This is a genomic window from Actinomycetota bacterium (assembly GCA_014360655.1).
Taxonomy (GTDB): Bacteria; Actinomycetota; Geothermincolia; order Geothermincolales; family RBG-13-55-18; genus JACIXC01.
Map to the genome: position 1 here is coordinate 169,666 of JACIXC010000004.1, position 25,840 is coordinate 195,505.

Genomic DNA, 25,840 nt, shown 5'->3' on the forward strand with positions numbered 1-25,840 from the left:
AGGGCGGGAAAAAGGGGCTCGTTTACGGGTCGCGTTCCGGGGTAGGATATAGTTAGGGATGGACGAGATGACCGCCAGCATCCTGCTCAAGGGAAGGCCCGGAAGCGGCAAGACCACCCTGGTGGTCGCGCTCGCAGAGGCCCTCGCGCGCGGGGGATGGAGGGTCTGCGGTTTCGTCACCGAGGAGATCAGGGAGGGCGGGTCGCGTATCGGCTTCAGGGTGAGGGACTTCGACGGCGCAGAGGCCGTCCTCTCCCACGTGTCCTACAGGGGCATGCCCCGCGTGGGCAGGTACGGCGTGGACGTGGCGGCCTTCGAGTCGGTGGCGCTGCCTGCCCTGGAGGAGGGACGCCGGCATGCCGACCTCCTGGTGGTCGACGAGGTGGGGCGCATGGAGACCATCTCCGCCGCCTTTCGCGAGCTCTTCATGGATCTCGCGGAGGGGGAGACACCGCTTCTCGCCACCATTCCCTGCCGCGGAGACCCCTACATACTCGCACTGCTCGAGATACCCGGCGTTGACGTTTTCGAGGTCACGGCTAAAAACCGCTGCGCACTCGGGGAGGTGATTGAGGGGAGGCTTAAAGACGTCTTGAGCGCGAGGAAGTTCTCCGGAGAGCTTGAAGGAGGAATCAGGTCATGAAAATCTGTCCTTCCTGCTACGCCGTCTGCGTGGACCAGAAATGGGCTTTCGACGAGGCGAAGCGCGAGAAAGCCATGAAAGGGAACGGTTGGGAGAAACAACTGTGCCCGGGCTGCGATCGGGTGGCCAGGGGCAAGGTGGACGGCGTGGTTTACCTTAGGGGGGACTTCCTGAAGGTGCACAGGGATGAGGCGAAGAACCTCATCCGTAGCGTGGCGGAGAAGAAGCTGCGCAAGAACATCGCCGCCCGCATCTACCATATCGAGGAGAAGGGCGACGAGATAATCATCGAGACCACCGACAGGGCCCTGGCGGAGCGGCTGGGCAAGGAGTTCGAGCGGGCCTATTCGGGACACCTGGACATCCAGTGGCAGCCGGGCAGCGCTTTCGCGCGCGTCTACTGGACGCGCGACCACTGAGGGCGCCCGCCGGCGTGATGCGGGCGTCTCCGCGGCGCCGCGGCGCGTTCATGCCGGGAGGGACGGACGCCGTTCCGGGATGCAGCGGTGCCTTGCAGCGCCGGGCGTGGTGCGGTTGCTGAAAGGCGGTGCAGCGGGACCGCATCCCATGTTCGTCGCGTGTTGTATAATGCCCTTGCCGGCGCAGCCTTCCGGCGCGGGGCACCGCCCCAGACCGCGGCGAACGGGCCGCGGCGCCGCAGCGGGTGATGCAGCCGCGTGGCCCCGTTGTCGGGGAGTCCGGCGTGCGGTTGCCGGAGGATGCCCCGGCATGGAGCTTTTCCTCGGCCTTTCACTACCTGGAGCGCGCATGGACGGTAACGCCGGGAGCCTGGCGGAAGATGCGCGGGGAGCGGGGCTTCCCGCTTCCTTTTCCCTCCGCGTGCTGGCCCGCGACGACGGCTTCCTGGAGGAGCTGCTCGGCTTCCTCGCCTCCCTGCATCCCGGTATGTACCTGGTGGGGGGATACCTGCGCGATTACTTCCTGGGAGCGGTGTCCGACGACGTCGATTTCATCGTGCGGGGCGACCCGGCGGCCGTGGCCGCCCGGGTGGCGGAGAAGTATCATGGTAAGTTTTTCCGCCTGAAGGGTGAGGAGTTCACCTGCCGGGTGGTGATCGATGAGGCGGGGCGAAGGCGCACCGTCGACCTCTCTCCTTTGCGCGGTTTCGGCATCGAGACCGACCTTTCCATGCGCGACTTCACCGTCAACGCCATGGCGGTGGAGGTGGACAGGCTGGTGGCGGAGGGCGCCATCCTCCTGCCGCGCGACCTAGTGGACAAGCACTACGGGTGGCGCGACCTCTCGCAGGGGATCCTGCGCGAATGCCACAACGAGACCTTCCTTTCTGACCCCGTGCGCCTGGTGAGGGCCCTGCGTTTCCATCACGTCCTGGGTATGAGGTTCGAGGAACGCACCCTCAACCACCTGAAGAAGTACGCCTTCCTCGTGGCAAGGGTGCCGGGCGAGCGCACGGCGGCGGAACTCCTGGAGACCCTCCGCCACGAGGGCACCTCGCGCGTCTTCGCCGACATGGCCTCCACCGGTCTCATGCAGCATCTCTTCCCCGAGCTGGTAGGGACGGTGGGCCTGGAACAGAACGCCTACCACCACCTGGACGTCTGGTCGCACACCCTCCTCACCCTGGACGAGCTCGACGGCCTCCTGCGCGCTCCGGCGGGCGTGTACCCGGACCACGCCGACGTCATGGCGGAGAGGATGGGAAGGCGTCTCCAGGACCTCTATCCGCGTGCGGCCTTCCTGCGCCTCGCGGCCCTTTACCACGACGCGGGCAAGGTGGAGACCTTCTCGCGCGACGAGACGGGGCGCATACACTTCCACGGCCACCAGGAGAGGAGCAGGGAGGCGGTGCTGCGGCTGTCCGAACGCCTGCGGCTCTCCCGCCGGGCGAGGGATTACCTGGCGGCGACGGTGGGGAGACATATGGATATAGGCCTTTCCTGCAAGGAGGACGTGTCGCCGCGCCGCCTGCGCAGGATGGTGGCCCGCCTGGGGGAGGAGCTGCCCGACGTCGTGCTCCTCTCCACCGCCGACCGCTTCGCCACGAGGGGGTCGCTGACCACGGAGGAGAGCCTGGACCGCTACGTGGAGGTGTGCCGCGCGCTTTTGCGGGAGTATCGGCGCGAGGAGGAGTTGCCGCCGTTGCTGCGCGGGAGGGACCTCCTGGAGGAACTGGGCATGCACCAGGGGCCGGTGGTGGGGGAGATACTGAGAGAGGTGCGGGCGGCCCAGATGGAGGGCAGGGTGAGGAGCCGGGAGGAGGCCCTGGAGCTGGCCGGGAAGCTCTTGGCTTCCGGGTCGTGCGCTCCGCGGGCGGAGGAAGGAGGGCGCGCGTCGTACGGGTGCTTACCGCGGGAGGACGGAGAGGGGGAACGAGGGCCATGACGGAGACCATAGATGGTGTGCGGATAGGACATGCCGGGGACCCGGTGGGCCTGACCGGCTGCACGGTGGTACTCCTGCCCCCCGGCAGCAGGGGCGGGGTGGAGGTGAGGGGCGGCGCCCCGGGCACGCGGGAGACGGACCTCCTCCGCCCCGCGAACCTGGTGGAGGAGGTGCACGCCTTCCTCATCGCCGGGGGCAGCGCCTTCGGGCTGGCGGCGTCCCTCGGGGTGGTGCGCTACCTGGAGGAGCGGGGCATAGGGTATGACACCGGGGTGGCGCGCGTTCCCATCGTCCCCGCCGGCGTGCTCTTCGACCTGGGTGTGGGGGACGCGGGAGCGCGCCCCGACGAGGAGATGGGCTACCGCGCGTGCCTGGACGCCTGCGAGGATTACGGGCGGCAGGGGAACGTGGGCGCGGGCACGGGAGCCACGGTGGGGAAGATGCTTGGATACGCGCACTGCACCAAGAGCGGCCTGGGCGCCGCCTTCTGCGAGGAGGGCGGGGTGAAGATACTGGCCCTGGCGGCGGTCAACGCCCTCGGCGAGGTGGTGGACGAGAGGGGTGAGGTGATGGCCGGGGTGCGCCTGCCTGAAGGAGGCTTCGCCTCCAGCGAGGCCCTCATGCGCTCGGCACTCGGGGCGGGTGGAGGCGGCGGGTTCGGCGGCGGGGCTTCGCCCCTGGTCAACACCACGCTGGCGGTCGTCGTCACCAACGCCGCTCTCTCCAAAACAGACGTCAACTGGGTGGCCCAGAGGGGCCACAACGGGCTGGCGCGCGCCATACGCCCCAGCCACACCAGGCTGGACGGCGACCTGGTCTTCGCCGCCGCCACGGGGGAGGTGCCCGCTTCCCCCGACCTGGTGGGGGCGGTGGCTGCGGCGCTACTGGCGGAAGCGGTGCGTAACGCCGTGCGTTACGCGGAAGGGGTGGCGGGTATCCCGGCCTACCGAGACCTCTTGAAAGGCTCGTGAAAGGCTCGTGAAAGGGACGGCGTGAGGAGGTGGCGTTGGCATGGACGTCTTAGAGGCCATGGAGCGAAGACACAGCGTGCGCTCCTTCGACGCCTCGCGCGAGGTGCCGGAGGACCTGGTCGATGAGGTGCTGCGCTGCGCCTGCCTGGCGCCGTCCGCGGGCAACGTGCAGCCGTGGCGTTTCCTGGTGGTGCGGGACGGCAGGATGAAGGAGGCCCTGGCCGCCGCGGCGCTGGGGCAGCGCTTCGTGGCCCAGGCGCCGGTGGTCGTCGTGGTCTGCGCCGACCTGGAGGCCCACGCCCGCAGCTACGGGAAACGGGGAGTGGAGCTCTATTCCATCCAGGACACGGCCGCCGCCGTGCAGAACATGCTCCTCGCGGCCACCGCACTGGGGCTCGGTACCTGCTGGGTGGGAGCCTTCCGGGAGGAAGAGGCGGCGCGGGCCCTGGGGCTTCCGGCGCACCTGCGGCCCCTGGCCCTCGTCCCCATGGGCTACGCGACGCATGAGGGTTCCCAGCCGCGCAAGGTGCCCCACGCCCGCCTCACCACCTACCTGTAGTGGAGGTAGCTTCCCGGGCTGGCAGGAGGTACCCCTCCGGCGTCTCGTTCACCTCATCCCGGAGAAAGCGCCACGGATACGCTCGCCATGTCTCCTGTACGTATGCTCGACCGTCAAGCCCGCAATCCCGTGTGAGATCCCGCCGTCCAAGACGGAGGACCGCACTCCGCTTCCCGGAGGGATGGATGAAGCGTCGGTTTTCCCCCGCCTTGATCCCTCGCGGCCTCACAAGACCGCCAGCCTCACTCCATAAGGCCCCGCCCACGGTGCCCGGTAACCTCCCGCTTGGGGACACATCCGGCAATGGACTACCGTTTCAAGGACCGGGTCTGCGTCTTCTGCATGAACCCCGGGCGACGCCTGCTTCAGGCACCTGGCGTCCCAGTCGACCGAACCGAGGAAACCCCCTGGAAGGTCACCTTTACTGTCCGCCGCTTGTTCGTGTCCCGGCGACTTCTCTCGCCGCCGTCATCGCACGTTGTGGTTGACAACCGTCCCCGTCCACCGTCGTACCGCGTTGCGGCCGGGTGCGGCCGTGTGTTCGCTTGCGTTGGTGTCGTACGTGAGGGATAATCTTCACTACAACCCTCAGCAAGGTGGTTGCGTCACCCGAAGAGCCTCCAATCGCTTCTGGCCGGTCACCCGGAAAGGGTTCGGGGTCGGAAAATGGCGAGAGCCTTATGTTCAATCGAGCCGATGAGGTGTAGGAGATAGTCGCTAGAAGGGAGCGCAGCAAGGGAGGGACCGGGAGATGACACTCCGGGCTGACGTCAAGAAGGACCCGCGCGGGAGGAAGCCTCGCGTGGCGGAGAGTTCGTTTCTGGATCCCACCGCCCAGGTCATCGGGGACGTGGTCATAGGCGATGAGGTTTTCGTGGGGCCCGGTGCGGTCATAAGGGCGGACGAGCCCGGAAGCACGATAGTGATAGGCGACCGGTGCAACGTCCAGGACCGGGTCATCATCCATGCCCTCGAGGGCTCAACGGTGAAGTTGGGGCCGGAGACCTCCCTCGCCCACGGATGCATCGTGCACGGGCCCTGCGAGATCGGGGCCGGTTGTTTCGTAGGTTTCGGGTCCGTGGTCTTCAAGGCCTCCCTGGGCGACGGCACGTTTGTGGGGCACCTGGCGGTGGTCGAGGGGGTGGAGATCAGCGCGGGGAGGAGGGTAGGGCCAGGCTGCATCGTCGACTCGCCGGAAAAGGCGGGGAAGCTGGGGATATGTGGGGAAGAGGAGAGGGAATTCGTGGGGAAAGTCGTGGGTATGAACCTGCTGTTGCTGAGGGGATACAGGGAGATGGCCGAGGGCTGACGGATAAGGCGGCACCGTTACCGGCAAGGGCGGCAGGTCGTGACCCGGGTCAGCGGGGGAAGCCGGTCGATGACGCCCCGAACGCCTGGTTTAGTCGAAGAGGGGGTATACCCCGGGATGGCGGGAGGGACCGGGAGGCGGTCGAAGTCTCCAGGTTTGAACGCCATGCGGGTCGCCTATCCGCCGATGGTTGTCGACAGCGGAATGACCTGGTAGTGGAAAGGAGGGCCGATGGATGGGAAGCGTGAAGGACCTGGTGGTTTTGGAGGCTCCATCCGGTGACAGGCTGGGCAGGGGGCGGTTCCGTTTCTCGGATCGCTACTCGGTCTTCGACTGGGGCGAGATGCCCGACCATATCGAGGGGAAAGGAGCGGCCCTATGCCTCATGGGGGCCTGCTTCTTCGAGAAGCTCGAGGCCACGGGGATGGCTACCCACTACCTCGGCGTGGTGGGCCGGGACGGCGTGGCGCGGCGCCTGGAGGATCTGGATGGGCCCGCGGACACCATGGAGATAAGGCTGGTCCGGGTGATCGAGCCCGAAACGGTCGGCGACGGCTACGATTACTCGGCCTACCGAGCGGAAAGGGGCAACTTCCTCATCCCCCTGGAGGTGATCTACCGCAATTCCCTGCCCGAGGGGTCCAGTGTTTTCAAGCGCCTGGAGGAGGGGAGCCTGAGGATAGAAGACCTGGGCCTTGAATCACTCCCCGTTCCGGGGGAGCGGCTCGAAAGACCAGTCCTGGACGTGTCCACCAAGCTGGAAGCGACGGACAGATACCTGGGATGGGAGGAGGCGGGAAAGATCTCCGGCCTTTCCTCAGAGGAGCTCCGGGAGCTGAAGGAGGCCGCCCTGCGGATCAACGAGCTCATCACGCGGACCGTGGAACCCCTGGGACTGGAGAACCAGGACGGCAAGGTGGAGTTCGCCTTCGACGAGGAACGGAGGCTCATGCTGGTGGACGTCCTGGGCACGCCGGACGAGTGCCGTTTCGAGTACCGGGGCATGCCGGTGAGCAAGGAGGTAGCTCGTATCTTCTATCGGAACACGGAGTGGGCCCGGGAGGTCGAGGAGGCCAAGAAGACTGACCGGCTGGGATGGAAGGGCCTGGTGCGACAGAAGCCGCCTCCCCTTCCCGCGAGGATGAAGGAGCTGCTCTCCCTGCTCTACAAGAGTTGTTGCGAGGGCATGACCGGGAAGCGTTTCTTCGGCGCGCCGCCTCTCGAGGAGATCCTCGCCGAGCTCGGCGGTTTGATCGAGGGGTGATCACGTTCCCGCCGGGTGGCATCCCGGTCTGATGGCCTGGCGGAGAAGGGATACGTGTACGAACCGCGATAAGAGGTTGTACCGTTTCGCTGATCTTCAAGAGCGTCGGCCCTCCTTGTCAAAGAACGGCCTTCCGGGGGGTTCTTACATGAGCTCATGGGCACGACCTGCTCGACCGTCTCAGGTCATGACGGAACGGGCCGGGTAAAGGCGGGTGCCCATGGATTAGCCGCGATGGAGCGCCATTATACATACATACCATAATATGGTAATTACCGTGTTAGGACCGCCCTCGGTGGGCTTGATAGAAGGAGCGGACGGCGGCGATGACCGCGTCCTGCTCGTCGTCCGTGAGGTAGGGGTAGAGGGGGAGGGAGAGCACCTCGCGGGCCGCGCGCTCGGCCGCCGGGCAGGGGCGCGAGGAGCCCTCCCGGAAGGGGGGCTGCAGGTGCAGGGGCAGGGGATAGTGCACGGCGGTCTCCACCCCGGCGCGGGCGAGGTGTTCGCGCAGCCCCTCCCGTTCCCGGCAGAGCACCACGAAGAGGTGGAAGCAGTGCTCGTCTCCCCCCGTCCAAGGCGGCAGGCCCAGGGGAAGGTCACGCAGCCCCTCCAGGTAGCGCCGGGCCAGTTCCCTGCGGCGCCGGTTCCACTCCTCGAGCCGCCGCAGCTTCGTGCGCAAGAACGCCGCCTGCAACTCGTCCAGGCGGCTGTTCAGCCCCACCTCCTGCAAGGTGTCGCGATCCCTCCTCCCGTAGTCGCGAAGCATGCGCAGGCGCCGTGCGAGGGAGGGGTCACCGGTCACCACCAGGCCCCCATCCCCGTATGCGCCGAGGTTCTTGGTGGGGTAGAAGCTGAAGCAGCCCGCCGCGCCCCAGGAGCCCGCCATCCTCCCCTCCAGGGAGGCGCCGTGGGCCTGCGCGCAGTCCTCCACCACCACGAGGCCACGGCGTGAGGCGAGCTCCCGCAGGCCCGGCATGTCCGCCATCCTCCCGTAGAGATGCACGGGGATGAGGAAACGCGTGCGCGGCGTGAGCCTTTCCTCCACGCTCGCAGGGTCGATGGTCAGGGTCCCCGGATCCACGTCCGCGAAGACGGGCCGCGCGCCGCAGAGGGAAACGGCCACCGCGGTGGGCGGCGCGGTGAGGGCGGGGACGATGACCTCGTCTCCCGCTCCCGCTCCCAGCGCCCTGAGGGAGAGGAGCAGGGCATCGGTTCCCGAGGCCACGCCCACCCCGTGGGCCATCCCGCAGTATCTGGAAAATTCTTCCTCGAAGGCCAGGACCTCCTCGCCAAGGACGTGGCGTCCGCGACGCAGGAAGTCTTCCAGGTCACCCCGGAGCTCCTCCTCCAACTCCCGGTCCTGGCGGGTGAGGTCGAGGAAGGGTACGCGCCTCACGACGGCGCAAGCCCCTTGCGGTCCAGCACCACTTTGCCCCGCGGGGGGTGGAAGTAGTGGCTGCCGTGCTCACGGTAGAAGGAGACCGTCTCCTCGAGGGCGTCGCGGAAATCACGGCGCGGCCTCCAGCCCAGGGTCTCCTGAAGGAGGGAGGTGTCGAGGATGATATGACCCGGCTCCACGCAGAGGCGCTCGATGGGGAAGGGGATGCATCTCCAGGAACTGCCGGTCAGCTCGCACACCGCGGCGGCCGCCTCGGCCACGGAGAGGCTCGTTCCCGATGCCAGGTTGAAGGCCTTGCCTTCGCAGTCGGGGCACGCCGCCGCCAGCAGGATGGCCTCCACCGCGTCGTCCACGTAGAGGAAGTCCCTTTTCTGCTCCCCGTTCCCGAAGACGCGTATCTCCTCCCCGCAGAGCCCCTGCCTGATGAACCAGTTGAGAAAGCCCTGCCCGTCGTGGAGCATCTGGTGGCGGGGCCCGAAGATGTTGCTCAGCCGCAGGGACGTGTAGCGCAGGCGCCCCTGCTCGTGGAATACGCGGTGGTACTCCTCCACGGCCGTCTTGTGCACACCGTTGATGTCCACCGGCCTCAGGGGGTGCTCCTCGTCCACGGGGAGATAAAGCGGGCTCCCGTACTGGCTGCGGGAACCGGTGTAGACCACGCGGGCCTGGGGGCTCAGCTCGCCCAGGGCGCAGAGGAAGCGGAGCTGGCTCGCGCAGTTCCTTTCCAGGTCCTGGATGGGGTTATGCAGGCTCCCCACGTGACTGATGCAGGCGGCGAGGTTGAAGACCACCTCCTGGTCCACGAGGAAGCTGGATATCTCGTCCACGGCGCCGATGTCCGCCACCACCAGGTTGACCTCATCGAGCACGCCCTTCAGGTTGAAGAGGTTCGCGCCCTGGTCGGGAAAGCAGGCGTCGATGATGGTGACCGCCGCGCCCAGGCGCACCAGCTCGCGCGCGAGGCTGCTGCCCACGAACCCCGCGCCGCCCGTCACCAGCACCCGGCGGCCGCGGTAGAACGCCTCGATCTTTCCATCCATCTCAGAGTCCCCCTTTCCTTGCCAGCCTCCACCATAATGACGCCAAACCGGCCACCATGGCAAGCAGGTTTTTAAGGCGGAAGAACTGGCTCCTGCCCTCGCGGCGCGGGAGGTGGCGCACGGGCGTCTCGGCGAAGCGCGCGCCCCGCGCCTGCAGTCCCTTTACCAGCTCCACGCAGATGGACCCGCCTTCCGAACGCAGGTCGAGGCTCCTGGCCAGGTCTCCCCGCATGAGCCGGAAGTCGCAGTCCACGTCCCGAATGGGCACCAGGAAGAGGCGCCGCACGAAGAAATTGTACGCCTTGCCCAGGAGCACGCGATACCAGGGATCGCTGCGGCTCTCCTTGTAGCCGTTGACGACGTCGGCGGTCCCGCTGAGGGCGTGCAGCCGGCGCAGGTCAGCCACGTCGTACTGGCCGTCGCTGTCGGTGTAGAAGACCCATTGCTTGGCGGACGTCTTGATGCCGCTGCGCAGGGCAGCGCCGTAGCCGCGGTTGCGGTCGTGGCGCACCACTCTCACCTCGGGATAGGCTGCCGCGAGGGAGTCGATGACCGCCCCGGAAGCGTCGGAGCTGCCGTCGTCCACGATGATCACCTCGTAGTCGTCGCAGAGCTCGCGCAGCACCTCGAGGGCTCCGGTCACCACCTCCCCTATGGTGGCGGAATCGTTGTAACAGGGGAAGAAGGCGCTGATGCTCGTGGCCTGCGGCGGGGGGAGGGAGGGCGCCTCGCGGGCTTGCCCGCGTGCTCGTGCGCGCTCCCGCAGCCCCACCAGGAGGAGGAGGGCCAGGAAAGCGAACAGGCTGAGGATGGAGACCGCCGCACCCACCGCCAGGCCCGGCTGCCGGTAGTCGAGGGTCACCAGGTGCTCGCCCGCCGGGAGGTAGAGGGCGGTCAGGAAGCCGTAGGCGGAGAAGAGCCCGCAGGGCCGGCCGTCCACCCTCGCTTCCCAACCCGGGAGGTAGTCCAGCGAGAGGACGAGCACGCAGTCGCCGCCGCTCGTGGTGCGGAAGGAAAGGTGGTCGCCGCCTTCCTCCACGCGATCCACCCTCACCTCTCCCTGCGGCGCCCGCAGCGAGGATATGCGCTCACGCAGCGCGGGGTCGATCTCCTGCGCCAGCAGGACGGCATTTCCCTCCCGGAAGCCGTCCTCCCAGGCTATGTCCACGGCTTCCCTCCAGTCCTCCGCCCACGTGAATTCCCAGGCGGGGAATGCGGGGTAGAGGCTTTCCTCCAGCGTGTAGACGGCGTGCCTACCGTCGCTGTATGCGGCAGGCCAGGGCGTGAGGGGAAATCCGCGACCGTACTCGTCCAACATGCTCACGGCGAGCAGGCGCGTTCCCTCAAGGCTCTCCTGGCAGGCGGTGGTGACCACCAGTTGCTCGCTCCTCCTCAACCTGCACGGAACCCTTACCTCGACGGCCTCGCGTCCCCTGCCGTAACCGGGAGAGCGGAAGCCTATGCGGTCGATGGTGGGCGGGTATTCGTTGTACATCACGGTCAGGGCGCATTCCTCCTCCCCGGCCTCCTTTTCCAGGAGCAGCACGGGCAGCCGCACGACGCGTCCGCCGCTCAGGCAGTCGAGCTTGAGGTAGAGCTTGCCGTGCGCGTCGCGCTCGAGGATGCGGCCGTCCAGGAGGAAACGCAGCTCCTTTCCCGTGAGGGAAGCATCGCAGGCGTAGGAAGACGATCCCAGGCCGCCCGCGATGGAAAACGGGAACCCGAAGTCGTAGGGCACCCCCCTTACGCGCACCAGGTCGGCGTAGAGGGCCTCCACCCCCAGGAGCGCGAAGGCGTTCCGGTCCGGTTGCCGGTCCAGGTAGCCGAGAAAACGGTCGAGGCGGGCCGGGGGGATGGTCGAGAAGCCGAAGGCGTCGGGTATGGAGTAGGGGAGGAGCTGGTTTGACGAGAGGGCGAACTCCCCGCGGTTGATGCCGGGCTCCTTGAGCAACGCCGCCCTCCCGCCCTCCAGGTCCTCCAGGACGTTGATGACCGCCGGCCGGCTCTCTGCCCTGTTCCTGGGAACGGGCTTGAGCACCAGCGATGCGAAGACGAAGGTGTCCAGGAAGGCGACGAGGACCGCCACGCATACCGTGACGCGTCTCGGCCCGCCCTTTCTGCGCGTGTCGGAGAGGAGGAGGAAAAATATGCCGAGCAGGGCGAGGGGAACCAGGAATTCCGTCCTCCAGGTGGTGAAGTAGTCGCAGAGGGAGGAGAGCACGCGTTCCGTGGGGGCCTTCACTCCCGTCAGAAGCGGCCTGGCCACCAGGGCCGCGAAGTCCCTAAAACCCAGGAGGTTACAACGATAAAGCACCGTCAGCAGCGCCAGGCACGCCGTCACTATGCCGGCCGCCAGGGCCCAGCCGCGCACCAGGCGCGAGCGCGCTTCCCCATCCAGCCTTCCCTGGCGCCAGCGGTCCAGCCCCATGGCTCCCAGGAGTAGGACGGAGAGGTTGCAGGTGAGCAGAAAGCGGCTGGGTCCCTTGAGCACGTGGAATCCCGGCAGGCGGTGCAGGAGCGGCCAGAGCAGGCCTTGATTGCCGAGGCTCAACAGGAGGGAAACGACCGCCGTCCAGAAGAAGAAGGCGGCCGGCCAGGCGCGCTCCCTTCGCAGCGCGGCGGGGGCGAAGAGCAGGGGGAGTATACCCACGTAACCGTAGGTCTCCTCGAAGGTCCAGGCTCCCAGGTATCCTCCCTGCGCTATGCCCCGCCCGAAGGAGCGGGGCAGCACCAGACCCAAGAGCTGGAGGGCGGGAAGGTTGCCGGTGTTGGCGAGCGAGCCGGAGAGGCCCCCCGCGCGGTAGGAGTTCCGTACCAGGAAATAACTGGGAAGATTCTGCGCCATGCCCAGCCCCGCCCCCAGGGCGAAGGCGGCGGCCAGCCCCCCGAGGTCGGCCAGGAGGCCCCTGCCGCCCTCGCGTCTCCCGCGGTGATGAAAGATGACGTAGAAGAGCGCCATGACGCCCTCCATGAGCGGGACCATGAGGAAGCCGCCCAGGAACTGCAGGCCGAGCACCCCCCCGGTCAGCAGGAAGAAGGAGAACCTCGCCTCGCCGAGCGCCCTCTCCAGGAGGTAGAGGAAGAGGGGCATCCAGGCGGCGGTGGCCACCGCGTTGGGGTGGACGAGGTGCGCGAGGAGGAACCCGCCCAGCATGAAGGGAAGGGCGGCGAAGAGGGAGGCAGGGCGGCTCAGCCCGAGACGGCGGCAGTAGAGGTAGAGGAAGCCGCCGCCGAGCAGGTAGTGGAAGACCAGGGACCAGGTGAACCCCGTGAGCGAAGGCAGGAGGAAGAAGAGCGGGTTAAAAGGATAGAAGAGCCCCATCTCGCTGTCGGCGAATAGGGGAAACCCGCAGTAGATGCCCGGGCACCAGAAGGAAAGGCCGCCCGTGCGCAGCGCGTGCGAGAGGTAGGTCCAGTTGGGGAGGTAATAGGTCTTTATGTCGGAGAACCACGGCACCCGCTTCAGGAGGATCATGGATTGGAAGAAGAGGAAGACGGCCAGGAACAGGAGGAGCAGGGGCCACGCCCTTTTCCCTTCCTCCCTTACCGGGGTGCGGACAACGTCTTCCATGGCATGGTTACCTTCTCATCGCCTGTCGCGTTCCCGCGAGAACGTGAGAACCGCGCGTAGCGCGCCGCCATCGGGTTCCCGGAAGCCGGGCCCGGGTCGCGGGCGCTGAGGGGCGCGGCCGCATAAATAAGTTAATCCCCGCAGTGCGTTTGGACAAGCGCGCAGGGGAGCCGTTCTCGTGACGCCGACATCGCCGGGGAATCGTCCCCGGCATCACCGCGGACCGACCTCGCCCGGCAGCCCCGTTGCTCGCAGAGGCGGGCTTGCCCGGTTAGACAGCGGGAGAGGGGGCCTGGTTCCCGGACCTGGTTCCCGCGCTGCCCTGCGTCGGGAAGGTGCCACCGCGGTTTTACCTTGCCGGGGAGTACCCGCATGCGGTAATCGAGGGAGGGCGGGACCGTTCCAGGGGGATATCCGCTTGCGCCGGCCGCCCGTCCGCGCATAAAGGGGAAGGGCGTCGGGCGTTGATCGCGTTGATGCGTCTCGTTGCCATGGAGATGCGCGGTGGTTACAATGAGGTCGTGGCGGCGTAAAGGGAAGGTGAGCGAGAATGCCTTTCTACGAATACAAGTGCGAGGAATGCGGCGGGACCTTCGAGCATTTCGCCCGCAACACCGCGGACGTGGCGGAATGCTGCGCTTCCTGCGGCGGCAGGAAGATCAAGAAGCTCTTCTCGACCTTCGGCTTCAAGAGCGGCTCCGCCGCATCCGGCGACTTCCGCTCCTCGGCGGGCTCCTCGGCCTGCAGCACGTGTACCTCGTCCAGCTGCGCGGGATGTTCCGGGTAGGGGGACCATGGCGGGAGACTGGCGCCGGGCGACCACCATCGCGGAGTTGAGGGAAGCGGTCGAGGGCTGCCTTCTCTGCCCCCTGGGAAGGACCCGCACCAACCTGGTGCTGGGGAGCGGGGACGAGGATGCCGAGATCATGTTCGTGGGCGAGGCGCCGGGATATCACGAGGACCGCCAAGGCCTGCCATTCGTGGGCCCGGCGGGGCAGTTCCTGGACCAGCTCCTGCGCTCCATCGGCCTTGAACGCTCACAGGTCTATATCGCCAATACCCTGAAGTGCCGCCCCCCGGACAACCGCGATCCCCTGCCCGAGGAACTGCAGGCCTGCACGCCTTACCTCTTCAAGCAGATCGAGATCATCAGGCCCCGCATCATCTGCACCCTGGGGAACCACGCCACCAGGACGCTGTTGGGGACGAGCACCGGCATCTCCCAGCTGCACGGCAGGCTGGTGCGCAAGGGAGGCCTGGCCTACGTGCCCCTCTTCCACCCCGCGGCGGCCCTGCACAAGCCGCCGCTCAAGGCGGTGCTCATCGAGGACTTCCAGAGGTTGCGGGAGCACCTGGACGAGGAGAGGGCGCGCTGGGAGAGCGAGCCCGAGGCCCTGGAGGAGGTCGCGGAAGTGGCCCCCGAACAGCCCGAGCAGATGGGCCTCTTCTGATCCCATTCCCCATCTTTCCATGAATTCCATAATATACCTATCGGGGCGGTCCCCACGGCGGGCTTCCTTGCGCGCGGGGAGGCAAGCATAATAGGGTAACGGAAGTGGCATGAGGAGAACGCCTGGATGCGCGGGAGGAAAAGCGCGGAGGCACGCGGGAGTAGGGGAAGAGGCATGATGGCGCAGGAGCAGGAGGACGTCCACCTCTCGTTTCTTTTGCGCGGCGAGGAGGCCACCCTTGCCCTGGCAAGGAGGCTGGCGGAGCTGCTGCGCCCCGGCGACGTGGTCCTGCTGGAGGGGGAGCTGGGCGCGGGCAAGACATGCTTCGTCCGGGGGATCGCCGAGGGGCTGGGGGTGAGGGAGCGCGTCCTCAGCCCCACCTTCACGCTGCTGCGCGAGTACGAGGGCAGGTTGCCCCTCTACCACCTCGACGCCTACCGCCTCGAGGGGCCCTGGGATCTCCACGACCTCGGGCTGGAGGAATACCTGGAGGGGCAGGGGGTGCTGGCGGTGGAATGGGCCGACCGCGCGAGGGGGTTCTTCACAGGTGAGCACCTGGATGTCTCGCTCGCCTTCGCGGAGGGCGGGGAGGCGCGCCGTGTCGTCATGCGCCCACGGGGCGATTCCTGGAAGGAGAGGCTTGAGCGCATGGGAGGAGAGGGGCCTTGAGCGGGATGGGGAAGGAGGCGGGAGCGGCGGGCGGCAGGGAACGGGGGCCGTGGCTCCTGGCCTGGGACCTCTCCGGGTCGCGCGGCCTGCTCGTCCTCGAGGGCGCGGGCGCCCTGCTATCCCGCACGCTGGAGGGTGCGGCGGAGACCGCGTCCCTCTTCTCGTGCGCGGAGCTCATGCTGGCGGAGGCGGGGATATGCGCGCGGGACCTGGGCCTGCTGGGAGCGGCGCGGGGCCCCGGGGCCTTCACCGGGGTGAGGACGGCGGTCATGGCCGCCAAGACGCTGGGAGAGGTGCTGGGGATTCCCGTGGTGGCGCCGGAGAGCCTGGCGGTCATCGCCGCGGCGGTGGAAACGCCGGGACATGTCTTCGTCGCCGCGGACGCCAGGAGGGGGCAGGTCTATTACGCCCTTTACAGGGTGGAAGAGGGGTCTTACGGAGCATGTCCCGTCACGCTCGAGGGACCGGCGGCGGCCCCTCCCGACGCCGCCGCCGCCTCCCTGCGCAGGTGGATGGAGGAGCTGGGGGAGGGGATCGTCCTGGCCGGTTCGGGAGTCGAGGTCTACCGCGACCTCTGGCCGCGCGGACTGGGGCGTAAGGCCGGCGGCGCGCCGCGGCCGCGGGGGCTGGTCTCTCTCTGCCGCGGGCTTTACGGTCGCGGGGATACGGTGGACCCCCTGCGTCTCACCCCCCTTTACCTGCGGCACCCGGACGTGGGAAAAAAAGGGGGGGCGTGACGGAGGATGAACGGCGAATCCCTGCTCGTCAGGCGCATGCGCGAGGGAGACCTCGACGAGGTGATGGCGGTGGAAAGGGACTCCTTTTCCAGTCCCTGGAACATGGACATGTACCGACGCGAGATCGGGAAGGAGGAGGGGTGTTACCTGGTCGCCAGGATGGGAGAGGAGCTGGCGGGCTACTGCGGGGCGCTGCTCATCCTGGACGAGGCGCATGTCATGACCCTGGCTGTGCGCCGGGACCTGCGCCGCAGGGGGATCGCCGCCCGCCTGCTCCTCGAGCTCATCGCGCGCGTCGAGGTCATGGGGGCGCGCTTTCTCACCCTGGAGGTACGCGTGTCCAACCGGCCGGCTATCGAGCTGTACACCTCGTTCGGTTTCCAGATCATGGGAGAGAGGAAGAACTACTACCTGGACAACCTGGAGAACGCCTACATCATGTGGACGGAGGACATCACGTCGCCCTCTTACCGCGAGAAGCTGCGCGCCCTGCGGAGGAGATATGCCCATGCCTTCTGAGGGGCTGCTGCTGGGGATAGAGACCTCCTGCGACGAGACCTCCGCCGCGGTGGTGAAGGGCGACGGAGAGGTCCTCTCGCTGGTCATCTCCTCGCAGGCCGGGTTGCACGCGCGCTACGGCGGGGTGGTGCCGGAGATCGCCAGCCGCGCCCACCTGGAGGCGCTGCTGCCCGCCGTGCGGGAGGCCCTGGACGAGGCGGGTGCGGGATACGGCGACCTCAACGGGGTGGCGGTGACGCGGGGTCCCGGTCTCATAGGTGCCCTGCTGGTCGGCCTCACCGCGGCCAAGGCCATCTCCTTCGCGCTGGGGATACCCCTGCTCGCCGTGAACCACCTGGAGGCGCACATATATGCCAATTTTCTCCACTTCCCGGAACTCGCGCCGCCGCTGCTCGCTTTCGTCGTCTCCGGGGGCCACACCCTGCTGGCCCACATGCCGCGGCATCGCTCGTACCACGTGCTGGGGGAAACCCTGGACGACGCCGCGGGGGAAGCCTACGACAAGGTGGCCCGCTTCCTGGGACTGGGCTATCCCGGGGGGCCTGAGATAGAGCGCGCCGCGCGTGAGGGGGACCCCGATGCCATACCCTTCCCGCGCGCCATGATGCGAGACGGCGGCTATGACTTCTCGCTCTCCGGCCTCAAGACGGCGGTGGTCAACTACGTGCGCAGGCGCAGGGAGGCGGGGGAACCCGTGAGCGTCGAGGACGTGGCCGCCTCCTTCCAGGCGGCGGTGGTTGACGTGCAGGTGCACAAGATAGTGCGCGCGGCGGAGGAGTGCGGCGTGGACAGGGTGGTGCTGGCGGGCGGCGTGGCCGCCAACCGCTTCCTGAGGGAGAGGCTCGAGGAAGGGCTGCGGGGCCGCGCCAGGCTGTATTACCCTCCCCTCTCTCTGTGCGTGGACAACGCGGCCATGGTCGCCTACCTCGGCTGGCGCATGCTCGCGGAGGGCGACATATCCCCGCTGGACGTGGACGCGGCCGCCGTGCTCCCCCTGGCCTGATCGTCGTGCTTCCCCCGACTTTGGGCTAAGAGGGGTTTCGTGGGGGGCACGATGGGGGCTGCCGCGGGAAAAATCCCGAAAAAGATGGAACAGGGTCTTGATTTTTCCCCGGCGGCATATTATTTTCTTCTTAGCACTCTTGGCATTAGAGTGCTAACACACATATCAGTAGAGTGATAACACTCTTGAACGGCGAGTGCTAAAGCAGGGAAACACGAACAGGTACAGAGATAGGAGGGATGTGTAGATGAAGCTGAGACCGTTGGGAGATCGGGTGGTCGTAAAGCCCGGCGAGAGCGAGGAGAAGACCAAGTCCGGCCTGGTGATCCCCGACACCGCCAAGGAAAAGCCGCAGGAGGGGGAGGTCATCGCCGTCGGCCCCGGACGCTGGGAGAACGACAAGTACGTCCCGCTTGAGGTGAAGGTGGGGGACACCATCATCTATTCGAAGTACGGCGGGACGGAGGTGAAGATCGACGGCGAGGAGCACCTCATCCTGAGCGAGAGGGACATACTCGCCGTGGTCGAGAAGTAGGCCGGGCATGCACGGCCGTGAGGATTTCCTGAAGGAGGAGAGATAGGAAATGGCCAAGGAGATAAGGTACGACGAGGAAGCGAGACGCTTGCTCGAGGAAGGCGTGAACAAGCTGGCGAACACGGTAAAGGTCACCCTGGGCCCCAAGGGCCGCAACGTGGTGCTGGAGAAGAAGTTCGGCGCCCCCGTGATCACCAACGACGGGGTGACCATCGCCCGCGAGATCGAGGTGGAGGACGTCTGGGAGAACTGCGGCGTGCAGCTGGCCAAGGAAGTGGCGACCAAGACCAACGACGTGGCCGGCGACGGCACCACCACCGCCACCGTGCTCGCCCAGGCCATGGTGCGCGAGGGACTGCGCAACGTGGCCGCGGGAGCCAACCCCATGGCCCTCAAGCGGGGCATCGACAAGGCGGTGGAGATGGTGGTGGGCGCGATAAAGGATATGTCCAAGGAGGTCGAGACCAAGGACGAGATCTCGCGCGTGGCCGCCATCTCGGCTGATTCGGAAGAGGTGGGCCAGATCATCGCCGACGCCATGGACAAGGTGGGCAAGGACGGCGTGATCACCGTCGAGGAGTCGCAGACCTTCGGTATGAGCTTCGAGGTCGTGGAGGGGATGCAGTTCGACAAGGGCTACCTCTCGCCCTACATGGTGACCGACCCGGAGCGCATGGAGGCCGTGCTCGACGACCCCTACATCCTCATCGCCAACCAGAAGATCAGCGCCATCGCAGACCTGCTGCCGGTGCTGGAGAAGGTCATGCAGGCGGGCAAGCCACTCCTGGTCATCGCCGAGGACGTGGAGGGCGAGGCGCTGGCCACCCTGGTGGTGAACAAGATCCGCGGCACCTTCCAGTCGGTGGCGGTGAAGGCGCCCGGCTTCGGTGACCGCCGCAAGGCCATGCTGCAGGATATCGCCATCGTCACCGGCGGCCAGAGCATCAGCGAGGAGCTGGGCATCAAGCTGGAGAACGTCACCCTGGACATGCTGGGCAGGGCGCGCCAGGTGAAGGTGACCAAGGAGGACACCATCATCGTCGAGGGCCAGGGCAGCCCCGAGGACATCAAGGGCCGCATCAACCAGATCAAGTCGGAGATCGAGAAGTCCGATTCCGAGTTCGACCGCGAGAAGCTGCAGGAGCGCCTGGCCAAGCTCTCGGGCGGCGTGGCGGTCATCAAGGTCGGCGCCGCCACCGAGGTCGAGCTCAAGGAGAAGAAGCACCGCATCGAGGACGCCCTTTCCGCGACCAAGGCGGCCGTGGAGGAGGGCATCGTTCCCGGCGGAGGCGTCATCCTGGTCAACGCCGTCGATGCCATCAAGACGGATGGGATGAGCGGCGACGAGAAGGTGGGCGCCGAGATCGTGAAGCGCGCCCTCGAGGAGCCCCTGCGGCAGATAGCCAACAACGCGGGCGCCGAGGGCTCCGTGGTGGTGGAGAAGGTGAAGACCCTCGAGAAAGGCCACGGCTTCAACGCTCTCAACGGCGAATACGTGGACATGATGAAGGAGGGCATCATCGACCCCGCGAAGGTGACCCGTTCCGCCCTGCAGAACGCGGCCTCCATCGCCGGCCTGCTGCTCACCACCGAAGCGGTGGTGGCGGAGAAGCCGGAGGAGGAGAAGGCCGGCATGGGTGGCGGGATGCCGCCGGGTATGATGTAGTGGTTGTTGTCCGAAAAGGGAGGGGCTCCGCCCCTCCCTTTTCATTCCCTCCCCTTTATTTCTGCCGGCGGCCGGGCCGCCGGGTAACGGTCTCGCTCGCAGGCTCGCTGCGACCGACCCGGTCGTTCCCGGCCTTGGTGGTTGCATAAAGAGGCCGGGCCGGGGGTTCGTGCTCGCTCCGCGACGCGCGGCCTCGCGATGGTTTCCCCTCTTCATGCAGGAGCTCCATGAATGCAAGGGTTTATCATCTACCTTCCTCGTCCGGAGGCCGCTTGCGATGTCCCTCGCCCGACCCCCGGACCCGGCCTGGTCGGGGTGGTTCAGTAAGACTCGCTGCGACCGACCCTGTAGTTCCCCGGGCTTGGTGGGTGGTAATCGGGAGGCCGCTTGCGATGTCCCTCGCCCGACCCCCGGACCCGGCCTGGTCGGTAGGCGTTATGGGGCGGGGTTGACACCGCAAGGAAGGAGTATATTAATGAATATCTAATATATTAGAAAACCAGCGCGGGAAGTGTCCGAAAAGAACGGGAAAAATCGCGCCCTGACCAGAAGCGGTTTAACCATACGCGCGAAGCGGCAAGGGAATAACGGTTTCATACCCATGGTCCTGGAGGTGGAGATGGAAATAGAGATAGGGTTGGGAAAATTTGGAAGAAGAGGTTATGGATTCGACGACATATCCATTGTGCCGTCGCGGCGCACGAGGGACGCCGACGACGTGGACATAAGCTGGGAGTTAGCGGGACACAGGTTCGCCCTCCCCATGTTGGCGGCGGCGATGGACGCGGTGGTGGATGTCCCCATGGCCATCGCGGTGGGGAAACTGGGCGGCCTGGCCGTGCTCAACCTGGAGGGCCTGCAGACGAGGTACGAGGATCCCGGGCCGGTTTTCGAGGAGATCGCTTCCTTCTCCAACGAGGAGGCGACGAGGGGTATGCAGCGCATATACCAGGAGCCCGTAAAGGAGGAGCTGGTATACAGGCGCGTCAGGGAGATCAAGGACGGAGGGGTGGTGGCGGCCGCGTCCCTAACCCCCCAGAGGGTGGAGACGTATTACCGGGCGGCCCTGGAGGCCGGCCTGGACATCCTGGTCATCCAGGGTACGGTGATCAGCGCGGAACACGTGTCCACGCGCACGGAACCCCTCAACCTGAAGAAGTTCATCGCCGACCTCCCCATACCCGCCATCGTCGGCGGCTGCGCCTCCTATTCCACGGCCCTGCACCTCATGCGCACGGGGGCGGTTGCGGTGCTGGTGGGGGTAGGGCCGGGAGCGGCATGCACGACGCGGGGGGTGCTGGGCGTGGGAGTCCCCCAGGCGACTGCGCTGGCGGACGCCGCGGCGGCGCGGGTGCGCCACCTCACCGAGACGGGTTTCTACGCCCATGTCATAGCCGACGGCGGCATGCGCACCGGCGGGGATATCGCAAAGGCCATAGCCTGCGGGGCGGACGCGGTGATGCTCGGGTCGCCCATCGCCTCCGCCAAGGAGGCGCCGGGGCTCGGTTACCACTGGGGAATGGCGACTTTCCATCCCGAATTGCCCCGGGGCACCAGGGTGCGGACGGTGCAGCGCTGGACGCTGCAGGAGATACTGGTGGGCCCGGCCCACGAGAACGACGGGACGGTAAACCTCTTCGGGGCGCTGCGCACCTCCATGGCCACCTGCGGGTACGAGAACATCAAGGACTTCCAGCGCGCCGAGGTGATGATAGCCCCCGCCATACGCACGGAGGGGAAGGGCCTGCAGTTCGAGCAGGGCGTGGGGATGATCAAGTGAAAGGTGAACGTGGGGTGAGCCACGGGGGCCGGCGCGACGGGAACCTGCTTGCGACCATCCCCGCGCGCCGCGAGCCCGTTTCCACGAGGGGGACCTTCCGTGCGGGAGCGGAGCTGCCGGATGGTCGAAGGGGGCGGCGTTGAAAGAGCACCCGGAGGACAGCGTCCTGGTCGTCGATTTCGGTGCGCAGTACGCCCAGCTCATCGCGCGCCGCGTGAGGGAATGCAGGGTCTATTCGGAGATCGTCCCCTATGACGTGACGCCGGAGGAGATAAGGAGGCGGGGCGCGAAGGCCCTCATCTTCTCCGGGGGGCCTTCCAGTGTTTACCAGGAAGGCGCGCCGCGCCCCCACCCCGGCATCCTGGAGCTGGGCATCCCCGTGCTGGGCATCTGCTACGGCCACCAGTTGCTGGCGCGCGAGCTGGGCGGCAGGGTGGAGCCCACGGGGGTGAGGGAATACGGGAAGACGGAGATGGAGGTCACGGCGGGGAGCGTGCTCTTCGAGGAGCTTCCCCTGCACCAGACGGTGTGGATGAGCCACGGCGACAGCGTCCTGGAGGCGCCCCCCGGCTTCAGGGTCACCGCCCGTACCGCCGCCTCCCCGGTGGCGGCCATGGAGGACGCGCAGCGGCGCCTCTACGGGGTACAGTTCCACCCGGAGGTGGTGCACACGCCCCTGGGAAAGGAGATACTCAAGAACTTCCTATTCGGCGCGGCCGACCTCCTTCCCTCCTGGACCATGGTCTCCATCATCGAGCAGGCGGTGCGCGAGACAAGGGAGGCGGTGGGGGATAACAAGATCATCTGCGGGCTTTCCGGAGGGGTGGACTCCGCCACCGCGGCGGTCCTGGTGCACAAGGCGGTGGGAGACCAGCTCACCTGCGTTTTCGTGGATCACGGCCTGTTGCGCAAGGGGGAGGCGGAACAGGTGGAGGACACCTTCCGGCGCCACTTCCACATGAACCTCATCCACGTGAAGGCGCAGGAGCGTTTCCTCTCGCGCCTGCGGGGAGTCGTGGACCCGGAGGCCAAGCGCAAGGCCATCGGCGAGGAGTTCATAAGGGTCTTCGAGGAAGTGGCCAGGGAGCTCAAGGACACCCATTACCTGGTGCAGGGCACCCTCTACCCGGACATCATCGAGAGCGGCACCCGCGATGCCGCGAGGATAAAGTCCCATCACAATGTGGGAGGGCTTCCCGAGGACATGGATTTCACACTGGTGGAGCCGCTGCGCAACCTCTTCAAGGACGAGGTGCGCGCGGTGGGGGAGGAGCTGGGGTTACCGGAGGAGATCGTCTGGAGGCAGCCCTTCCCCGGACCCGGGCTGGCCATACGCATCATAGGCGAGGTGACGGCGGATAAGCTGGAGATCCTCAGGGAGGCGGACGCCATCGTGGTGGAGGAGGTGAAGAGGGCGGGCCTCTACCGCGAGCTCTGGCAGTCCTTCGCCATCCTCCCCGACATCAGGACGGTGGGGGTGATGGGGGACGAGAGGACCTACGCCTATCCCGTCGTGGTGCGCGCCGTGACCAGCGAGGACGCCATGACCGCCGACTGGGCGCGCCTACCCTACGAGGTTCTGGAGAGGATTTCCAGCCGCGTCATCAACGAGGTTCCCGGCGTGAACCGGGTGGTGCTGGACATCTCCTCCAAGCCCCCCGCCACCATCGAGTGGGAATGAGGTTTTAGGCCGGGCCTCAGGGTAACCGTCTCCCTCGGCGCCGCTTTGAAGCGAGGCCAGGTTCAGACGGAACCCCGTGCGATCACTTCTGGATGTCCAGGATAATACGCATGGGAGACGTGGCGTAGCTCAGGCGGTGAGGCCTCTTATCGTTCTTGGATACGTGAAGGGTAGCGCCATCCACGCCGTCATAACTGAAAGTCGTGGTCAAACTCACCTGGAAGCACATGGGGTCACCGGTCAGGGTGCCGATACCGGGTCTGAGTGAAGCGACGTGGATGTCCGCAGCATGTATGCCCCTGATAAAGAGCATGGTGTTCCTTCCCGGAAGGTCCGTGGGATCTTCCAAGATCTCCGCCCTGCACCAGGGGACGTTTTCCACGTCGCTTCCGTCGAGCTTCTTCAGTTCGGCCACCAGGCGGAAATAATCCCCGTGGTCGGACCATCGTACGTCGACCAGCTGAAGATATTCCAGGGGCTCCTTGTGTCCTATTTCCTGGGGATCGAAACCGTAACCGCTCGGCCTCCTGGTGCCCTCCGCGGTAACGCCTTCATCGAGGGAAGTGCCAGGAAGGGCCTCGCCCTCGGCGGCTTCCGCGGTTTCCTCCGCCAGCTCCTCCTCCGCGACCCCCGGACTTTCGCCGCCCTTTACCCGCTTGCCGCCGCAGCCCGGCGCCAATGTCATGCACGCCAGGAAGAATAAGATCAGGGCGACGGCCAGAAGCGATTTCCTGTTATCCATTTCCCCCCCTTTCATCCCGGTCGCCTTCCGGCGCGCCTCTTGCGTCCAAGGGCGATGCGTTTCGCATCGGGTCAGGACATGAAACCGGTTTCCCCTCTGCGCGCGTCATGTAGGCGGGCGGTAAGCCTCGCTCCTTAGGAAGCCCTTCGTCGTAAAGCACGGGCGACATGAACGTTTCCCGTGTCTCCACGGCCAAGCATCGCCCGCCTTCTGTTGTCTCCACATATATCATACCTCTAGTGGAAGGCAGGCAAAACCCAAGGGCCGGCCAGGCACGGGGGCGGGGCTCGCCCTGTGCCTGGCGAGCCGGGAAGCGTCCTGCTTCCGGAGGACGGGCTATACCTCTGGCTAGACCCTTTCCACGACGGTGGCGATGCCCACCCCTCCGCCTCCGCACAGGGTCTGCAGGCCGTACCTGAGGTTGTGGCGCTTCAGCCAGTGCACCATCTCCGTAAAGTATAGGACCCCGGAGCAGCCGATGGGATGCCCTATGGCGATGGCTCCCCCCGTGGGGTTGATGCGCGGGTCGTTGAAGTCCAGCCCGAACTCGATGCAGAAGGCGAGCACGGGGGAGGCGAAGGCCTCGTTGGGCTCGAAGACGTCCACGTCGTCCATGGTGATACCGGCGCGGTCCAGCGCCTTGTGCATGGCGGGGATGGGCCCCAGGAGCATGATGACGGGCTCGGAACCGGCGACGGCCGTGGAGACGATACGGGCCATGGGCTCCAGTCCCAGCTTCTCCGCCTTCTCAGCCGTCATGAGCATCACGGCGGCCGCGCCGTCTACGATGGCGGAGGAGTTGCCGGCGGTGACGGTGCCGTCTTCCCTGAAACGAGGCGGCAGGGAGGCCATCTTGGCGTAGGCGGCCTCGGGGTCGTCGAGGCATTGGGCGCGGGGGGGTTCGTCCTTGTCCACTATCTTTTTCCCTCCGCCTTCCTCCTCTACCTCGACGGGGATGACCCTCTTGCGGTACCATTCCTCGTCCCGCATGGCCTGCACCGCCTTCTGGTGGCTCCAGAGGCCGAGGCGGTCCATGTCCTCGCGGGCGAGGTTGTAGCGGTCGGCTACCATCTGGGCGCTGACCCCCATGGGCACCATGGCGCCCCTCTCGGCGGCGCGGGGATGCATGCTCGCCGGCATGCCCGCCTGCCCCGCCGCTATGAAATCGGAGCCCATGGAGTAGTGGCTCATCAGTTCCACCCCAGCGGCGATGGCTATCTCCCCCGCACCGCACATGAGCGCGTGGGCCTGGGAATTGATGGCCTGCAGGCCGGCGTTGCAGTAGCGGTTGACGGTCCAGCCGGCCACCTCCTCGGGAAGGTCAGCCGCCAGTACTCCGATACGTCCCACGTTTAAGCCTTGGTCCCCGATCTGGCTCAGGCACCCCACCGCGGTGTCCTCTATCTCGCGCGGATCGAACGCGGGCGACTTCTCCTGCACGCGGTCCACCAGGCCGCGCAACACGGTGGCCAGGAGATGCTGCGCCGATGTCTTGGAGAAGACGCCTCCCTTGGCCGCTCCCGCCCAGCCCGACCTGCCGGTGGGGGTGCGAACCGCTTCCACTACCACGACTTCCTTGCATTCCATGTGCTTTTCCTCCTTCCACCCTGGAAACTTCGTTCAATCCTTCAGTCAAGCATGAAATACAGGGTCCAAGACCCGATTCCTTTTGCCCGCCACCCCGTTTCCCGGGAGCGATCGCGGTTTTCCTCTCCGTCCTCTCCTCGATGATCCTGCAGCAGGGATCCTAATGTGAACTTTTGGTATACATCTCATATTAAGGCCAATCCGCTCCTCTCTCAACCCCCGTTTTCACCCCCGCCTCTCCACGCCCTTCCAGTACCTCTCCTCCAGCTCGCGCTTGATGATCTTGCCGTCGATGTGGCGGGGGAGCTCGGAGAAGAACTCCACCCGGGCGGGGACCTTGTAGCCGTAGA

General features: G+C 66.6%; 22 protein-coding genes. 17 read left to right on the plus strand and 5 right to left on the minus strand.

What is annotated here, in order from left to right:
* Positions 1-58: 58 nt before the first annotated feature.
* The 7 genes from H5T73_04800 to purC all read left to right on the plus strand — a co-directional run bounded on the left by H5T73_04800 (position 59) and on the right by purC (position 7,110).
* Positions 59-643: an NTPase gene (locus H5T73_04800; protein ID MBC7247083.1), complete on the plus strand. Its 585-nt coding sequence runs from the start codon at positions 59-61 to the stop codon at positions 641-643.
* A complete protein-coding gene (locus tag H5T73_04805) occupies positions 640-1,062 on the plus strand; it encodes a hypothetical protein (GenBank protein MBC7247084.1) in 423 nt (140 codons plus the stop codon). The genes H5T73_04800 and H5T73_04805 overlap by 4 nt, the downstream gene beginning before the upstream one ends.
* A 310-nt stretch (positions 1,063-1,372) precedes the next feature.
* Positions 1,373-3,007, plus strand: a complete 1,635-nt coding sequence (locus H5T73_04810; protein MBC7247085.1) for an HD domain-containing protein — start codon at positions 1,373-1,375, stop codon at positions 3,005-3,007.
* Positions 3,004-3,978, plus strand: a complete 975-nt coding sequence (locus H5T73_04815) for a P1 family peptidase (protein MBC7247086.1) — start codon at positions 3,004-3,006, stop codon at positions 3,976-3,978. Before H5T73_04810 ends, H5T73_04815 begins: the two co-directional genes overlap by 4 nt.
* Positions 3,979-4,018: 40 nt before the next feature.
* Positions 4,019-4,537 (plus strand): nitroreductase family protein, encoded by a 519-nt coding sequence (locus H5T73_04820; GenBank protein ID MBC7247087.1) that lies wholly within the window; start codon positions 4,019-4,021, stop codon positions 4,535-4,537.
* A gap of 751 nt (positions 4,538-5,288) precedes the next feature.
* Entirely contained in the window at positions 5,289-5,846 is a 558-nt protein-coding gene (locus H5T73_04825; GenBank protein ID MBC7247088.1) for a carbonate dehydratase, read from the plus strand.
* Between the two features lie 235 nt (positions 5,847-6,081).
* Positions 6,082-7,110, plus strand: a complete 1,029-nt coding sequence (gene purC / locus H5T73_04830; protein ID MBC7247089.1) for a phosphoribosylaminoimidazolesuccinocarboxamide synthase — start codon at positions 6,082-6,084, stop codon at positions 7,108-7,110.
* A 280-nt stretch (positions 7,111-7,390) separates the two neighbouring features.
* Here purC and H5T73_04835 read toward each other — a convergent pair whose 3' ends face one another.
* From H5T73_04835 to H5T73_04845, 3 genes are read right to left on the minus strand one after another with little or no spacing between them, the layout of a single operon-like run.
* The gene (locus tag H5T73_04835) at positions 7,391-8,506 is read right to left on the minus strand and encodes a DegT/DnrJ/EryC1/StrS family aminotransferase (GenBank protein MBC7247090.1); all 1,116 of its coding nucleotides are present in this window, start codon (positions 8,504-8,506) and stop codon (positions 7,391-7,393) included.
* Positions 8,503-9,549 (minus strand): NAD-dependent epimerase/dehydratase family protein, encoded by a 1,047-nt coding sequence (locus tag H5T73_04840; protein MBC7247091.1) that lies wholly within the window; start codon positions 9,547-9,549, stop codon positions 8,503-8,505. The genes H5T73_04835 and H5T73_04840 overlap by 4 nt, the downstream gene beginning before the upstream one ends.
* 1 nt (position 9,550) lies before the next feature.
* Positions 9,551-13,120, minus strand: a complete 3,570-nt coding sequence (locus H5T73_04845; protein ID MBC7247092.1) for a glycosyltransferase — start codon at positions 13,118-13,120, stop codon at positions 9,551-9,553.
* A 550-nt stretch (positions 13,121-13,670) separates the two neighbouring features.
* Between H5T73_04845 and H5T73_04850 the strand changes: the two genes are divergently transcribed.
* From H5T73_04850 to guaA, 10 genes are all read left to right on the plus strand, one after another.
* On the plus strand, positions 13,671-13,907 hold the full coding sequence (locus H5T73_04850; GenBank protein ID MBC7247093.1) for a zinc ribbon domain-containing protein: 237 nt from the start codon (positions 13,671-13,673) through the stop codon (positions 13,905-13,907).
* Between the two features lie 7 nt (positions 13,908-13,914).
* Entirely contained in the window at positions 13,915-14,571 is a 657-nt protein-coding gene (locus H5T73_04855; protein MBC7247094.1) for a uracil-DNA glycosylase, read from the plus strand.
* A gap of 177 nt (positions 14,572-14,748) precedes the next feature.
* Positions 14,749-15,240, plus strand: a complete 492-nt coding sequence (tsaE, locus tag H5T73_04860; protein MBC7247095.1) for a tRNA (adenosine(37)-N6)-threonylcarbamoyltransferase complex ATPase subunit type 1 TsaE — start codon at positions 14,749-14,751, stop codon at positions 15,238-15,240.
* Positions 15,237-15,977, plus strand: a complete 741-nt coding sequence (gene tsaB, locus H5T73_04865) for a tRNA (adenosine(37)-N6)-threonylcarbamoyltransferase complex dimerization subunit type 1 TsaB (protein MBC7247096.1) — start codon at positions 15,237-15,239, stop codon at positions 15,975-15,977. The genes tsaE and tsaB overlap by 4 nt, the downstream gene beginning before the upstream one ends.
* 6 nt (positions 15,978-15,983) lie before the next feature.
* On the plus strand, positions 15,984-16,496 hold the full coding sequence (rimI, locus tag H5T73_04870) for a ribosomal protein S18-alanine N-acetyltransferase (protein MBC7247097.1): 513 nt from the start codon (positions 15,984-15,986) through the stop codon (positions 16,494-16,496).
* Positions 16,486-17,499, plus strand: coding sequence for a tRNA (adenosine(37)-N6)-threonylcarbamoyltransferase complex transferase subunit TsaD (gene tsaD, locus H5T73_04875; GenBank protein MBC7247098.1), 1,014 nt, complete (start codon positions 16,486-16,488; stop codon positions 17,497-17,499). Before rimI ends, tsaD begins: the two co-directional genes overlap by 11 nt.
* A gap of 247 nt (positions 17,500-17,746) precedes the next feature.
* Positions 17,747-18,034 carry a co-chaperone GroES gene (groES, locus tag H5T73_04880; protein MBC7247099.1) on the plus strand — a complete coding sequence of 96 codons (288 nt, stop codon included), beginning with the start codon at positions 17,747-17,749 and terminating at the stop codon, positions 18,032-18,034.
* Between the two features lie 49 nt (positions 18,035-18,083).
* A complete protein-coding gene (gene groL, locus H5T73_04885; protein MBC7247100.1) occupies positions 18,084-19,700 on the plus strand; it encodes a chaperonin GroEL in 1,617 nt (538 codons plus the stop codon).
* A gap of 619 nt (positions 19,701-20,319) precedes the next feature.
* On the plus strand, positions 20,320-21,480 hold the full coding sequence (locus H5T73_04890; protein MBC7247101.1) for a GuaB3 family IMP dehydrogenase-related protein: 1,161 nt from the start codon (positions 20,320-20,322) through the stop codon (positions 21,478-21,480).
* Positions 21,481-21,619: 139 nt separating this feature from the next.
* Entirely contained in the window at positions 21,620-23,161 is a 1,542-nt protein-coding gene (gene guaA / locus H5T73_04895) for a glutamine-hydrolyzing GMP synthase (protein ID MBC7247102.1), read from the plus strand.
* Between the two features lie 82 nt (positions 23,162-23,243).
* Here the strand turns inward: guaA and H5T73_04900 are convergent, their stop codons facing one another.
* Both H5T73_04900 and H5T73_04905 read right to left on the minus strand, forming a co-directional pair.
* Complete coding sequence (locus H5T73_04900) at positions 23,244-23,903, minus strand: hypothetical protein (GenBank protein ID MBC7247103.1); 660 nt, start codon at positions 23,901-23,903, stop codon at positions 23,244-23,246.
* A gap of 348 nt (positions 23,904-24,251) precedes the next feature.
* Positions 24,252-25,490 carry a thiolase family protein gene (locus H5T73_04905; protein MBC7247104.1) on the minus strand — a complete coding sequence of 413 codons (1,239 nt, stop codon included), beginning with the start codon at positions 25,488-25,490 and terminating at the stop codon, positions 24,252-24,254.
* Between the last annotated feature and the right edge of the window lie 350 nt (positions 25,491-25,840).